The sequence below is a fragment of the Pseudoxanthomonas sp. GM95 genome, assembly GCF_900109775.1.
Lineage (GTDB): Bacteria > Pseudomonadota > Gammaproteobacteria > Xanthomonadales > Xanthomonadaceae > Pseudoxanthomonas_A.
On the sequence record NZ_FOAX01000001.1, the window covers coordinates 661,390 to 674,852 of the forward strand.

Here is a 13,463-nt window from a genome sequence, read left to right on the forward strand (position 1 = left end):
GATCACGGCTTGTGCGCCGTAGGACGCCAACCGTCGATGCAGGCAAGGAGGCATGCAAGTGAGGTCAGGGGATTTTCTTCGTCAGACACGCCGGAATAAGCCGCGTGCCAACGGTTGCGTATCCGAGTCAGGATCTGCCGCAGCCCAATTGAAATATTCGAATGCGCGCGCCTGCCGGCGCGGCGCTTATTGCTTCTTTCCCGAATATTAAGTCCCGTCATATCGATGGTGGGCCTTCGTGCTGCCCGCCTGCGAGTTGTTCGACATCTATTTCAGGAGTGGTTGCGCGTGAGGCAGCGGAACGTCGTCAAAATCTCTTCGATGCTGGGCTTGTTGAGCCTCGTGCTTTCCGCCTGCGGCACCACGCCTGCGCCGGATTTTCGAGGTAAATGGCGCCCGATCAATAACTACTCCGAAACCCCGATCGAGATCCCGCTGTCGAGCACCTACATCTTCCAGGCCTCGCCCATGGACGGCACGCTGAAGACGATGCTGACGCGCTGGGCCAAGGACAGCGGCATGGAGCTGGACTATCGCTTCGGCTCGGACTTCACTTTGTTCGGCCCGGTCTCTCAGATCGACACCACCAATATCCACGACGCCGCTGCACAGCTGAGCAGCGCGTACGCGCCGCGTGGCGTCGCGGTGAGTGTGGTGGGGAACAAGATCACGGTTGTGCCCGCCGCAGCATCTGCACCAGCTTCAACGCCGTAATGCGTCCGCCATCGGTGCCGATATCCGCGCCGATCTCGTCAACTCTCGACAGGCACTGCGTTCCTGCATGATTTCCAGAAAGAAAGAAGAGACGCCCAAGGTCAAAGCGGCGATCCAGAAGGCGGTGAACTACGAGCTCACCATCGCCGACATGGCCAAGCGCAGCGAAAAACGCGCTTGGCAGGTCGCGACAGGCGCCATCGTGTTGTCGCTGGTGCTCGCCGGTGGCTACTTCATGCTGCTTCCGCTCAAGGAGCGCACGCCTTTTCTGGTGATGGCGGATCCTTATACCGGCAACGTGCAGGCTAGCCGTCTGGTGTCTGACGTGCTGGACAAGACCATCACTGCAAACGAAGCCATCAACCGCGCAAACGTCGAACGTTACGTAATGGCACGGGAGTCCTACGACCCTGATTTACACGGGACGCCACTCGGTGGCTGGCGGCAAACGCATGTGACATCTGCACCCGATGTTGCCGCTGCGTATCGCCTCCAAGTATCTAAAAACAACCCGAGCAGCCCACTGAGTCAATTTGGGCGCTTGGCCTCCGTTCGCGTGCGGATTCTCAGCACGGTTCTCGTCAGAACACCCGATGGAAAAGGATTTCGCGGCGCAACGGTACGATTCCAGCGTCTCAAGTATGACAAGAAGAATGGCGCAACCATCCCGATCGACAACAAGCTGGCGACAATCGATTATGGCTACAAGAGTAATTTGAGATTTGAAGATCAGGATCGGGTGTTGAATCCGCTCGGATTTCAGGTAACGACCTATCGCGTCGACGCCGATGCTGCGAGTTTGCCGATTGTGGAAACCATGGTCGCGCCGCCGGATGGGGGCACGGCGCAAGTATCACCTCCTCAGGCAGAGGCCGCTGATCCTGCTGCCCTGCCCTCAGATTCGGTAGTCGTGCCTCCACAGCCATCAACGATTGAACCAAACGGAGTTAATTCGCAATGAGTGCGCCGCGTCCCACCGGCGTGTTGCCGGCCATTCTTCTTCTGCTGAGCCTGCTAGTGGCGCTTCCCGTGGCTGCTCAGGTGATTGATCGCTACGAGTACAAGCCAGATGCTATTTATCAAGTGCGCACAGGTCTCGGCATCACGACACAGATCGAGTTGAGTCCTAACGAGAAGATCCTCGACTACAGCACGGGGTTCAGCAGCGGATGGGAGCTGTCACGGCGTGAAAACGTGTTCTATCTAAAGCCGAAGAATACGGACGTCGATACGAACATGATGGTGCGTACGGCCACGCATTCGTACATCTTCGAACTAAAGGTCGTTGCGACGGACTGGAAAGCGCTGGACCAGGCGCGGGCCGCCGGCGTGCAGTACAAGATCAGCTTTATCTATTCTCCTGACACGCAATTCTCGACGACTGCAGTTGCGGATTCATCTCCCAAGAGTGATCCGCCGGCACAGCTCGATTTGGGCATCGACAAGGCGCGTCGCTACTACTACGACTACTCCTACGCGACGCGGAGCAAGGCGCAGTGGCTGATTCCAATGACCGTGTACGACGACGGCCGCTTTACCTATATCAAAATGAATGATGGCGTGAGCTTTCCGAGCGGGAATTTCCCGACCGTTTATGGCAGGCAGGAAGCCCATAGCGAAGACTTCGTGGTCAATACCACGGTCGACAAGAACACTATCGTCGTTCACGGCACCTATCCATATCTGGTGATCCGTCATGGATTGAACGTCGTCGGGCTGCGGAGGAACGAGCAGAAATGAGCCAGAACACGATCCCGCCAGAGCATCGGGACAACGCGGATTCCGGGGATATTCCAGAAGAGCGAGGCAATCCGTATTTCGCTTCGTCCAGGCATGCCGAGGTTGATGACCTTGATGCCGGGGCGCCGAGCCTTCGTGCCGAGGAAGGCCAGAGACTGAATCGCCGTGCCCTGTTGTTTCTGGGAGCGACTCTACTGTTGATCCTGGTGATGGCAGCGTTGTTCCTCAAGATGTTCAATTCTGGCGACAAGCAGGCTAACAACACGCGACAGGCGCGTGCTGAGCGGCCGATCGTGCCCGATGCTCCGCAGGTTGAACCCGCGTTACCAGCCGCCGCGCCTGAGCCTGTCCCAGTGGCTCCGCTCCCATTGGAAGAGCCCCAAGAATACGGCCGGGAAAGTCTCGCGGATGTGCGGCGACAGCAACGTCCGACAGGTCCATCGCTGATCGATAGACGTATTTCAGATAGCGGAAGTGGCACTTTCGGCGCAGGTGCGGGCGGTCCCGGCATGGGTGGTCCCGAGGGTGCCGGGGCCCAGATCGCGAGAACGGCTGAGCCCGGTGCGCAGCCGCCAATCCAGGCTCAGCTCGCAGACACATCGTTCGCTAGCTATCTTCAGAAGCCGGATACGCTGCTACTGAGAGGCACCTATATCCGATGTGTGCTGGAAACTCACATCGTCACCGATGTTTCGGGATTTACCAGCTGTGTCGTGACCGAGCCCGTTTACTCGGTCAATGGCAAGAGCTTGCTGCTGCCAAAAGGATCGAAAGTGAGTGGCAGCTACTCCGGTGGCAGCGGGCGGACGAATCGTGTCGCTGTGATTTGGGATCGAATTACAACGCCGAATGGCCTTGACGTATTGATGTCCAGCCCCGGGATAGACAATCTAGGTGGCGCTGGACATCCCGGCGATCTTGATAACCACTGGGCTAGCAAGATTACCTCAGCACTGATGATTAGTCTGATCGCTGATGCTTTCAAATATGAGGGCGAGAAGCACGGGCCACAGCGGACGACTATCAGCGACAACGGCACGACGTACATCGAGCCCTATGAGAGTGAGACGGCCAAGACGATGCAGCGCCTGTCTGAGCAGATGATCAGTCAGCAGATGGCACGTTCTCCGACCATCACCATCAATCAAGGTACCGTGCTCAATGTTTATGTCGCCAAAGACGTCGACTTCTCCGGTGTACTGTCTAGCTACCAGTAATGCTTGAGGCGATCCACATGGACACGAGTGTGACCGATGGACCAATGGCCCAGGTATCCAATGAATTCCTTGAGTATCAGTACGAGGTGCTCGGTATTCGTGAATACATGTCGTCGAATGACGTCACAGAGATATGCATCAATCGTCCAGGTGAGCTTTATTTAGAAGGACGTGAAGGCTGGCAGCGCATTGAGGTCCCATCACTGAACTTCGAGCGTGCGCGTCAGTTCTGCACGGCGGTCGTCAATGAGAGCAATACGGGTCAGCGCATCACGGATGCCGATCCGGTTGTATCACTGACGTTTCCAACCGGGCAGCGAGCGCAGTTTGTTATTCCACCTGCGTGTGATCCGGGAAAAGTCTCGATCACGATTCGTCTGCCCTCGCATCAAACACGCACGTTAGATCAGTACCAGCAGGAAGGCTTTTTCGATCAGATATTAGAAGGTGCTGTCACGCTCAGCGCGCACGATGAGGAGCTGCTTGAACTTCGTCGCCAGCGCAATTATGCGGAATTTTTCCGCAAGGCCGTGCTCTATAAGAAAAACGTTGTGGTCGCCGGTGCAACGGGTAGCGGCAAAACGACGTTCATGAAGGCGTTGGTTCACCACATTCCTCGCGAAGAACGATTGGTCACCATTGAAGATGCGCGCGAGCTGTTTATTGATCAGCCAAATGTTGTGCACCTCTTGTACTCGAAGGGTGGCCAGAGCACGAGTAATGTCACGGCCAAGAGTTGCATGGAGGCCTGTCTTCGTATGAAGCCTGATCGCATCATCCTGGCCGAGCTACGTGGCGATGAATCGTTCTATTTCATTCGGAACTGTGCTTCTGGACATCCCGGTTCGATCACGAGCTGCCATGCCGGTAGCATCAACCAGACATGGGATCAGTTGGCCCTAATGGTGAAGGCTTCTTCGGAAGGTTCGGGTCTGGAGTTCGGCGTGATCAAGCGCCTGCTGATGATGACGATCGATATCGTGGTGCATATCAAAGCGCATGCTGGAGGGCGCTACATTACTGGGATCGACTTCACGCCTGACCGTGATTTCTCTGATTAAAACTCGATTCCGTCACACGTTTCAATTATTGAGCTACGTAATTTTTCGCTTGGCGCAGCGTGGCGTTGATTGAATTGACACGGCTTCCACCCTGCTTGATGATGGGGCGAAAGCCGTCATTGATGGACGCAAAGCCGATCCCGGATTCGACTCCGTTTCGACCTGTAGGCAAAGGAGGCGCTCATGTTTCCCCTAGTGGACATGATGCAATGCCAAAATCTGGCGGTTCCGATGGACGTCATGCACCATATCGTGCAGGTTGAGTCGTCGGCTAATCCTTATGCGATCGGGGTTGTTGGGGGACGCTTGGTTCGCCAGCCCAGTAGCTTGGCTGAAGCCGTGGCGACAGCGGAAATGCTTGAAAGCCGCGGATACAATTTTTCCGTCGGTTTGGCTCAGGTCAATCGATACAACTTAAGTAAGTACGGCGTGACTACTTATACGCAAGCCTTCGACGGCTGCACTAACTTGAGTGCGGGCTCGCGGATTCTGTCTGAGTGCCATGCCCGCGCAAGAGGCGACTGGGGAAGCGCATTCAGCTGCTACTATTCGGGGAATTTTACGACTGGCTACCAGCATGGCTATGTTCAGAAGATTTTCTCTTCTATGGCAGGCCAGCAGTCAAGTTACGTGGCCAGCAGCGCCATCCCGCTAAGTGTTGCGGTCCAGGCGAGCCGCCGGGCGCCTGTTGCGCCCGAATTGAATTCGGCTTCTCGACGCATCGTGAGTTCAAACGCTCAGCATGAACTTTCAATCTCTGCCGTATCTGCAGCTGAGAAAATTTTTGCGGCGGCAGAGCCCTCCGATGCAGAGCAAAATGTGGCTTTCCCACAAGTCGCAAATGCTGCGCCTTCGAAATTAGGATCGATGGCGGAAACGGAGGGGGTGGTTCGCCTGACGAGAAATGGGCCTATATTTCCTGCTTCATCGGCGTCGGAGCAGAAAAAGACTAGGCCAAACATTAGCAGGCCGTCTTCTTCGGTAGAAATCTCACAGGGCACGGATTCGGGAAGTGCCCCAGCAATTACTCAGGCGGGCGACAACGCGTTTGTCTTTTAGCATTTTGTGCCCGCGTAGGCGCGGGTACGGATCCACGGGGAGGCACTCCCCCACCACCCTAGAGCCATGGAGAGACGAAATGAAGATGCAAACCAATCGTAAAAAAAGGCAGGCCAACGTAACACGTAAGTTTTTTCTGACTGCGGCAGCAATGACCGCGCTGCTACTGGTAGTGCCGGCATTTGCCACGGAATATGGTGGCGCAGATGAGAAGGTTTGCGGTTTCTTGGACAGCATTCAAGGACTGCTGACGATGGCCTCGATTGCTGTAGTAACTGTTGCCGTCATCTTTGCGGGATATCAGATTGCCTTCGCACATAAGCGGATTTCCGATGTCGCGCCGATTTTGATCGGCGGATTGCTCATCGGTGCAGCGGGTCAGATCGCATCGATGGTCATGCCGGAGCAGGATTCCGCTAAATGCTCGACTAGCGGCGGTACACCCACCACCGTAATTGTCGTACCGTTCGGCAAGTAGTTCATCGAATCACTATGAATAAGAACATCATGTTCCGCGGTTGTACGCGGCCGGCGATGTTCATGGGCGTGCCGTATGTTCCGTTCTTTATCGGGGCAGGCGGCACGCTCCTTTTCGCCATGTACAGCGGAAATTTGTTTTGGTTGCTTGCATTGCCGGTCGTGATTTTTGTGATGCGTCAGATGGCAAAGCGGGACGAGATGATCTTTCGATTGCTCGGATTGAGGCTGCAGTTCCGTATGCGCACCAGAAATGTTCGGGATAACGACGGCCTCTGGGTTTTCTCGCCGAACCCATATCGCAAGAAGCCAGCAGAGAAAATTTAGGCGCAATCTAATAAGATCGAGCCCGCATCCTCTGTGCAGGCAAGGACAACGCAGGACCTAAGGACGGCCGCATGTTTAACCCAGATTCTCCAATGAGTGAGTTCGTACCTTACTCAAGCCATGTGTCCCAATCGGTCGTGAAAACGACGGGTGGTGACTACATGTTGACCTGGCATTTGGGAGGGCTTCCTTTTGTTGGAAGAGAAGAGTGGGAACTCGAACATCGCCACAACACGTTCAATCGCATGCTGCAGACCTTGCGCGCGCCTGACTTTGTAAACGTCGCTTTTTGGGTGCACGACGTGCGTCGTCGCGGCACGATCAAGCAGGGAAGTAATTTCGTTCATCGCTTCAATCAGCAACTTTCTGATGACTATTTTGAAAGCCTTTCTAGTCAGAAAGTCATGCGCAATGAGATGTATCTGACCTTGCTGTATCGACCTGTGGTGGCGGGTAAAAGTTTTGTAGAAAAAACCGACAATGTCGGACGCCTGCGCGCGATGGAAGAGCAGGCGGTTGAAAAGGTGCTTGAACTCGCTGGTAATGTTGAGGCGGTCTTAAAAGACTATTCACCCTACCGTCTCGGGATGTATGAGGCGCGGAACGGGATTGTATTTTCGGAGGCGCTCGAGTTTCTTGGCTACATCCTTAATCGAGTGACAGAGCCCGTGCCAGTTTTAGGTGCTTCGGTTAATGAATACCTGCCGGTCAGTAAGCACTTGTTTTCTTCGAAAACCGGCGATTACATCGTTGCTACCCCGAGTGGTGAAAAGCATTACGGTGCCATCCTGAACGTCAAGGAGTATCCGGATGGTACGTTTCCCGGGATTCTTAACGGCCTGAAGTATCTCGATTTTGAGTACGTGATTAGTCATTCTTTCAGCCCGATGGGGCGTCATGATGCGCTCAAGGTGCTAGACCGCACGAAAGGGATGATGATTTCTTCCGGTGATAAAGCTGTGAGTCAAATCATCGAGCTCGACCATGCAATGGATCAACTGTCTTCAGGTAACTTCGTCCTTGGTGAGTATCATTTCGTCATGGCGTTATATGCCGACAGTCAGGCGAAGTTGCAGCAAAATGTCGCCACTGCTCGTGCTGAGCTCTCCAACGCAGGCTTTGTTTCGGCGAAGGAAGACTTGGCGGTGACTGCGTCGTTCTATTCACAGTTGCCTGCCAACTGGAAGTTTCGCACTCGTCCAGCGAATATTAGTTCTCTCAATTTCCTGGGGCTTTCGCCATTGCATAATTTTGCCACGGGCAAGAAAGAGAATAACCCTTGGGGCGAGTGCATCACAACGCTGCAGACCACTAACGGTCAGCCTTATTACTTTAACTTCCATGCGACGCATCCGGCCGAGAATTCTTTCGGTGAGAAAGCGATCGCTAATACAATGGTGATCGGAAAGTCAGGTACTGGTAAAACGGCACTCATAAATTTTCTTCTTAGCCAAGTGCAAAAGTATAAGCCGTCTCCGACCATTTTTTTCTTTGACAAGGATCGCGGCGCAGAGATTTTCGTGCGGGCTTGCGGCGGAAACTATCTGGCGTTGGAGAATGGCCAGCCCACTGGCTTCAATCCGTTCCAGTGCGAGAGAAGTGAAGCCAATGTCCAGTTCCTCGCCGATTTAATCAAAGTGCTTGCAGGTAAAGTTGCCTATACGGCGCGAGAAGAAGAGGACATATTTCGCGCGGTTGAGAATATTCTCGATACGCCTCTGCGTTTGCGCACGATGACTAACTTCCAGAAGAGCCTCCCAAATATGGGGGATGACGGGCTTTACGCGCGCATACGTAAATGGACGTCAGGCAACTCGCTGGGCTGGGTCTTCGATAACCCCGTCGATACGATTGATCTTCAGAAGGCGAACATCATCGGTTTTGATTACACAGATATTATCGAGAATCCGGAGGTTCGCGCACCCGTCATCAACTATCTACTGCATAGACTGGAGGAGCTAATCGACGGCCGTCCTCTAATTTACGTCATGGACGAATTTTGGAAGATTCTGGACGGCAAGGGCGGGTTGAAAGAGTTCGCAAAGAACAAGCAAAAGACGATCCGCAAGCAGAACGGGCTCGGTATATTTGCAACACAAAGCCCGGAAGACGCGTTGGCAAGCGATATCTCGGCAGCCCTGATAGAACAGACGGCGACGCTCATTTTGCTGCCAAATCCTAATGCGAGCCGTGAGGACTACATTGATGGGCTCAAGCTGACAGATGCCGAGTATCAGGTTGTCGTTAGCCTAGACGAGCGCTCACGATGCTTCTTGGTGAAGCAAGGGCATGGCTCGGTTGTCTGTCAGCTCAATTTGCGTGGTCTAGATGACGCGCTTTCCGTCATCTCGGCCTCTACGGACAATATTGAGATCATGCATCAAGTTCTGGCGCAACGTTCAATCGAACTTGGGGTCCCCCAAAATTTGCTCCCGCCAGAGGACTGGTTGGCACTGTTTTACGAAAGCCGTAAAGGGTCCGGCAGGCGAGAAGGCAAGAAGATGCATTCCTTGCGATGATAGTGCCTCTCCGGGATGAACGATATTTTTTGAAAGTTTGGCCACCTTGGTCCATGCGATCAGGCTTCAGGGGTAAGTAAATGAATAAGTATTTCTCTGTGTTTCAGCGGACTCCTAAAGCTCGACATGGTGTATTTGTTCCGGTATTGATCGGTGTTTGCCTGTCATTTGTAGCTAGTCCTGCGATGGCGGACTGGCAAGTGGATGACGATAAGACTCAGGAGGCAATTAAAAATCTCAGAGAGGATGTTAATTCCAGGTTGGATAAGATTTATGATCAGCACAATCTTAATGGTGCTATTTTTGATGTTGATAAATATAAATCGAAATCACTCCAGTACGGTAACGGTTCTAGCGGTACGCAGGATGGCAAGTTGGATAGCTTCTCTGTTGATGAGTTTGTCTCTGTCCGATGTGGAAAATCATCGAGTACATCTGCTGCAGCGGGTGAAGATCCAACCGAGCAATCGGTATGCAAAGATATAGTCGAGCACCAGAATCGTCTCTATAATTATTTACTTGATATGCTGGCCTTAATCAAGGATCGACAATCTCAGCTCAAAGAAATTATTGACGAGCGTAGAGATATCACTAAAAACGCAGATGCCTCTAAACGGCAAGCGGGTGCGCTTGAGTCCAACACCAATCAGTTGTTGGCATTGCAAACGCAGCTGCAAATTGATCGAATGAACATGGATTTAACTGCGTCCAGCTACCAACGCTACTTTGATGCGCGTAATGCGCAGTTGGCAGACATACAGAGAGTTAACCTTAACGGTGCCGAGAAGGCTGGGATTAAGGATTATGCCGTCGCGTATGCGAGCTCCGTCGCGCGGAATAAGTTGATCGTAGAAAATGCGCTTAAACTGGCGCGCAAGTGGTCGGATTAAGATACGGGAATTTTGATTTATTCGCTGGCAAATTTTTGCGCGAAATCAGGGGTGTGAAATGATGGATTTTATTCGTGCTGATGCCTTGGATGTAATTTCTGAAATTATAGGTGCTGGTTCATTTTTTACCAGTGTCTTCGAATTTTTGCGGGATGAAATTAACGGATTTCAGGCTCAGTTGTTGCGAAACTTGACTGGTTTGATGATCAAAATTGGTTTGGTCGTATTAACTGTGTGGGTTTTCTTTCAGGGTTGGAAGATTGTTTCTGGCCGGATGCGCGGTTCAGCAATGGAAGTTGTTGGTGATTCCTTAAAGGCCGTTTTGATCGTTGGGATTGCCTCGGGCTGGGGGCTGCAGGCAAATGCGGTTTATAATACTCTCACTCAAGGTCTTGAATCGGCGATCTATGGATTGGTGTCTACTGACGAATTGCATGGATTGGATCATGAAGGTGTAGGCGAGGGCGGAGACTCCGTTTATGAATCCATAGAAACAAATATGCAGATCGCATCACTCGCGATGATCGCCATGGATCAAGTGTCATCACACAGAACGGGTGGTAACGGTCAGGTTGAAAACAACTCTATGTTCTTAGAGGTCATGGTGTTGGCGGGTTCTAGTGGCCCCGCACTTACTGGCGGTGCGATGATATTACTGTATGAAGTCGCGATGGCTTTGTTCACGGGCTTGGGGCCACTTTTCATACTTTGCTTGCTTTTTGATCAGACTAAATCGTTATTTCAACGCTGGTTGTTGTATGGAATAGGCACGATGTTTGCGTTGGCGGTTCTTTATGTGATGTCTGGAATCGTCATGCGTCTTATGGCCGCCGTTGGAGTCGCGATCTGGCTCCCAATCTTGGCATCAAAGGGATTGGATGCTTTAGGTAGTGGCGGCATTGATCTAGGCGGACTGGGAGGGGTGTTGTCTGGCATTCTTGGTGGCGCAACTGCCACCCCCTTTGGTCTGCGAGAATCCGCGTTGCAGATTGCTGGGCTCGGGCTGGTAATGACAACGCTGTTAATCTCAGCGCCGCCGATGGCAGCTGCTTTTTTCCAAGGCACGCTTGGGCAATTCATGCACTATTCGGCGTTTAATTCCCTGCAGTCTTCTACGCCGAGTGCAGGTGGGCAACCGCCAGGGACATACGCTTCGCCTACGAAACAAGGGACTATGCCCGATAGTAATGTAGGTAAGGGCCAGCAGCCGCACGTGGCGCTAAATTCTAGAGGCTATTCTCAGGATGTTAGTTCAGTAAAACAAGCTGCTCATCAGGGGGCAGAAAGAAAAATTGGTCCTTCAGTCCCAGGTGGAGGGAGGTAAGATTTGAGCTGGAAAAGCCGTATGAGATATTGAAATGATTAAAATTTTATTCCGAATTAATTTTTTATTCCTCGTGCTCTGGTGTCCTCATGCATTTGCAGAGGGTGGATGTCCGACTGGTCAGACACCCAGAGCCTTTGGCGCCGTCATGGGGTGTGTTCCTGGAGGGAACGATGAGTTGCCTGCAAGAGCTTCGCAGCCTACAGGGACTTGGATTAAGACTTGGGGAGCGATCGCTAATGCGACCAATGATGTAATGGGTGCAACTACGGGGCAGCGCACCAAAAGAGAAGCTGGGAAGATTGCGGTAGAAAATTGTAAAAGAGAGGGTGGTGTTGGATGCAAATTAATATATCCGTACGAAAATCGTTGCGTTGCGATGGCGGGCGGTTTTAGGGCGCCTGATGATTATCGCGTGGTAACTCAGGCGTCATCTTCTGTGGAAGCCTCATCAGCTCTCGTCATCGACGGATGCAGCGAAAGTGGAGCGCGCGAGTGTAAGGTTTTTTATAGTGCCTGTTCTGAGCCCATATTTATTAAATTTTGAGGCGTGCGTCATCGTTGGTTGAATGGATCGATAAAGCGTTTATAGAAAAGGGGTGTCAATGAGTAGGTGGGTTTTTATCGAAGTTTAGGAGTTGAAAGAAAGGCATTTGCTTGGAAATTGCTCTCAGTGCTCTGCGAGGTCACGTTTCCAGCCGCGGTGTTTGATGTCCAGCCAGAGACTGTAAACGGCGGTGAAGGCGGGGAAGAGGTTTTGCAGGACGCCGACGGAGTCCTGTTTGGCTGAGAAGACGAAATAGCTGAGGGTCATGAGGCTGCCGATGACGCTCATGTACCAGAATAGGCGCGGGATGACGGGTTTTCCGGCGCGCTTGGAGGCGACGAACTGGACGAGCCAGCGGCCGCCGAACATCAGAGCGCCGGTGTAGCCGATCAGTTTCCAGCCGGTGATGTGGACTCCGGTCCAGAACAGCCAAGTGATGGGTTGGTCGAGGAAGGGAATATCCATTCGGCGTGGTGTCTAGGTGATGTGGAGTAGAGGGCGTAGCGAGTCTGCTCGCTGATGATTGACTTGGCGCTTGCTGCTGCGCCGCGTGAATGGCGCTTCGTTTGATGTTCTACATCCATGCCTTACTGCGCGCTGCGGCTGGATTGTGCTCGCTATGGCATCGCGCGTTCTTATAGATCCACGCGCGTCATGAATATAGCGGCTTCCCGCTTCAACCATGGTCGGGTGCTGACCATCTTTCGATCCGATTCGAAGGTCGGAGTGGCGCAGACCGGAGCGGCAAGCGCCAGAATTGCGTGAATAGAATTGCGCATGCGGGCCGCGAACGGCGGGCGCCAGATTCGACTGCGAGCAAGATCGCGAATCCAGCGTTAATGATGCTTACGGCTCAGAGTTCCCGCACCGCCGTGCGCTTGCTGCGCACGATCAGCCAGGCGACGCCGCGCAGGTCGCGGATGCCGACCAGGGCGCGCTGCAGGTTGTTGTACTTGGATACGCCGGTGCTGCGCGGGCGGTGGTTGACCGGGACGCTGATGGTCTTCCAGCCGGCGCGCTGCATGAGCGCGGGCAGGTAGCGGTGCATGTGGTCGAAGTAGGGCAGGTCGAGGAAGGCCTCGCGCTCGAACAGCTTGGTGCCGCAGCCGGTGTCGGGTGTGTCGTCCTGGAGCATGCGGGCACGGATGGCGTTGGCGTACTTGGACGCCCAGCGCTTGCTGCCGCTGTCCTTGCGATCCACGCGCCAGCCGGCGAACAGTTTGACCAGCGGATCGGCCGCGTCGCGTGCGGTGAGCAGCTTGGGCAGGTCGGCCGGGTCGTTCTGGCCGTCGCCATCCAGGGTGGCGATCCAGGCGCCGCGCGCCGCTTTCACGCCGGTGCGAACCGCCGTGCTCTGGCCGCTCTGGGTGACGTGCTGCAGGACGCGCAGTTCCGGCGTACTGGCCTTGAGCGACTGCAGGATGGTGAGGGTGTCGTCGCGCGAATGGTCGTCGACATAGACGATCTCGAAGGGCACCACGCCGCGCAGGGCGGCCACGATCTCGGCAATCAGAGGGGCGACGTTGTCGCGCTCGTTGAAGACCGGGACGACGACGGACAGGGCTGGGTTCTGCATGGCGCGCATTAT

At 53.7% G+C, this 13,463-nt stretch carries 13 protein-coding genes; 11 read left to right on the forward strand and 2 right to left on the reverse strand.

All coding sequences use genetic code 11. From position 1 onward, the window contains the following. Positions 1–321: 321 nt before the first annotated feature. From BMZ17_RS03110 to BMZ17_RS03160, 11 genes are all read left to right on the forward strand, one after another. A complete protein-coding gene (locus BMZ17_RS03110; RefSeq protein ID WP_093135539.1) occupies positions 322–714 on the forward strand; it encodes a hypothetical protein in 393 nt (130 codons plus the stop codon). Continuing rightward, complete coding sequence (locus BMZ17_RS03115; protein WP_139202780.1) at positions 674–1,675, forward strand: VirB8 family type IV secretion system protein; 1,002 nt, start codon at positions 674–676, stop codon at positions 1,673–1,675. Before BMZ17_RS03110 ends, BMZ17_RS03115 begins: the two co-directional genes overlap by 41 nt. After that, the gene (locus tag BMZ17_RS03120; protein WP_093135546.1) at positions 1,672–2,454 is read left to right on the forward strand and encodes a TrbG/VirB9 family P-type conjugative transfer protein; all 783 of its coding nucleotides are present in this window, start codon (positions 1,672–1,674) and stop codon (positions 2,452–2,454) included. The genes BMZ17_RS03115 and BMZ17_RS03120 overlap by 4 nt, the downstream gene beginning before the upstream one ends. Continuing rightward, the gene (locus BMZ17_RS03125) at positions 2,451–3,671 is read left to right on the forward strand and encodes a TrbI/VirB10 family protein (protein ID WP_093135551.1); all 1,221 of its coding nucleotides are present in this window, start codon (positions 2,451–2,453) and stop codon (positions 3,669–3,671) included. The genes BMZ17_RS03120 and BMZ17_RS03125 overlap by 4 nt, the downstream gene beginning before the upstream one ends. Then, the gene (gene virB11, locus BMZ17_RS03130) at positions 3,671–4,732 is read left to right on the forward strand and encodes a P-type DNA transfer ATPase VirB11 (protein ID WP_093135556.1); all 1,062 of its coding nucleotides are present in this window, start codon (positions 3,671–3,673) and stop codon (positions 4,730–4,732) included. The genes BMZ17_RS03125 and virB11 overlap by 1 nt, the downstream gene beginning before the upstream one ends. Before the next feature lie 195 nt (positions 4,733–4,927). Continuing rightward, positions 4,928–5,791, forward strand: coding sequence for a lytic transglycosylase domain-containing protein (locus BMZ17_RS03135; protein ID WP_175485521.1), 864 nt, complete (start codon positions 4,928–4,930; stop codon positions 5,789–5,791). Positions 5,792–5,870: 79 nt separating this feature from the next. Continuing rightward, entirely contained in the window at positions 5,871–6,269 is a 399-nt protein-coding gene (locus BMZ17_RS03140) for a TrbC/VirB2 family protein (RefSeq protein WP_254775170.1), read from the forward strand. Positions 6,270–6,283: 14 nt separating this feature from the next. Further along, positions 6,284–6,595: a VirB3 family type IV secretion system protein gene (locus tag BMZ17_RS03145; protein ID WP_093135565.1), complete on the forward strand. Its 312-nt coding sequence runs from the start codon at positions 6,284–6,286 to the stop codon at positions 6,593–6,595. Between the two features lie 71 nt (positions 6,596–6,666). Next, on the forward strand, positions 6,667–9,114 hold the full coding sequence (locus tag BMZ17_RS03150) for a VirB4 family type IV secretion/conjugal transfer ATPase (protein ID WP_093135569.1): 2,448 nt from the start codon (positions 6,667–6,669) through the stop codon (positions 9,112–9,114). An 80-nt stretch (positions 9,115–9,194) separates the two neighbouring features. Beyond that, positions 9,195–10,004, forward strand: a complete 810-nt coding sequence (locus BMZ17_RS20810) for a hypothetical protein (protein WP_139202781.1) — start codon at positions 9,195–9,197, stop codon at positions 10,002–10,004. A 58-nt stretch (positions 10,005–10,062) separates the two neighbouring features. Further along, complete coding sequence (locus BMZ17_RS03160; RefSeq protein WP_093135577.1) at positions 10,063–11,328, forward strand: TrbL/VirB6 family protein; 1,266 nt, start codon at positions 10,063–10,065, stop codon at positions 11,326–11,328. 670 nt (positions 11,329–11,998) lie between these two features. Here the strand turns inward: BMZ17_RS03160 and BMZ17_RS03170 are convergent. Continuing rightward, positions 11,999–12,340 carry a lipid-A-disaccharide synthase N-terminal domain-containing protein gene (locus tag BMZ17_RS03170; protein ID WP_093135584.1) on the reverse strand — a complete coding sequence of 114 codons (342 nt, stop codon included), beginning with the start codon at positions 12,338–12,340 and terminating at the stop codon, positions 11,999–12,001. A 388-nt stretch (positions 12,341–12,728) separates the two neighbouring features. Next, positions 12,729–13,451: a glycosyltransferase family 2 protein gene (locus BMZ17_RS03175; protein WP_093138013.1), complete on the reverse strand. Its 723-nt coding sequence runs from the start codon at positions 13,449–13,451 to the stop codon at positions 12,729–12,731. Positions 13,452–13,463 lie beyond the last annotated feature (12 nt).

Coding starts and splice junctions, on each gene's coding strand:
- BMZ17_RS03110 (WP_093135539.1), top strand. CDS start 322: ATGCTGGGCTTGTTGAGCCTCGTGCTTTCCGCCTGCGGCACCACGCCT.
- virB11 (WP_093135556.1), top strand. CDS start 3,671: ATGCTTGAGGCGATCCACATGGACACGAGTGTGACCGATGGACCAATG.
- BMZ17_RS03150 (WP_093135569.1), top strand. CDS start 6,667: ATGTTTAACCCAGATTCTCCAATGAGTGAGTTCGTACCTTACTCAAGC.
- BMZ17_RS03120 (WP_093135546.1), top strand. CDS start 1,672: ATGAGTGCGCCGCGTCCCACCGGCGTGTTGCCGGCCATTCTTCTTCTG.
- BMZ17_RS03125 (WP_093135551.1), top strand. CDS start 2,451: ATGAGCCAGAACACGATCCCGCCAGAGCATCGGGACAACGCGGATTCC.
- BMZ17_RS03170 (WP_093135584.1), bottom strand. CDS start 12,340: ATGGATATTCCCTTCCTCGACCAACCCATCACTTGGCTGTTCTGGACC.
- BMZ17_RS03160 (WP_093135577.1), top strand. CDS start 10,063: ATGATGGATTTTATTCGTGCTGATGCCTTGGATGTAATTTCTGAAATT.
- BMZ17_RS03175 (WP_093138013.1), bottom strand. CDS start 13,451: ATGCAGAACCCAGCCCTGTCCGTCGTCGTCCCGGTCTTCAACGAGCGC.
- BMZ17_RS20810 (WP_139202781.1), top strand. CDS start 9,195: ATGAATAAGTATTTCTCTGTGTTTCAGCGGACTCCTAAAGCTCGACAT.
- BMZ17_RS03140 (WP_254775170.1), top strand. CDS start 5,871: ATGAAGATGCAAACCAATCGTAAAAAAAGGCAGGCCAACGTAACACGT.
- BMZ17_RS03145 (WP_093135565.1), top strand. CDS start 6,284: ATGAATAAGAACATCATGTTCCGCGGTTGTACGCGGCCGGCGATGTTC.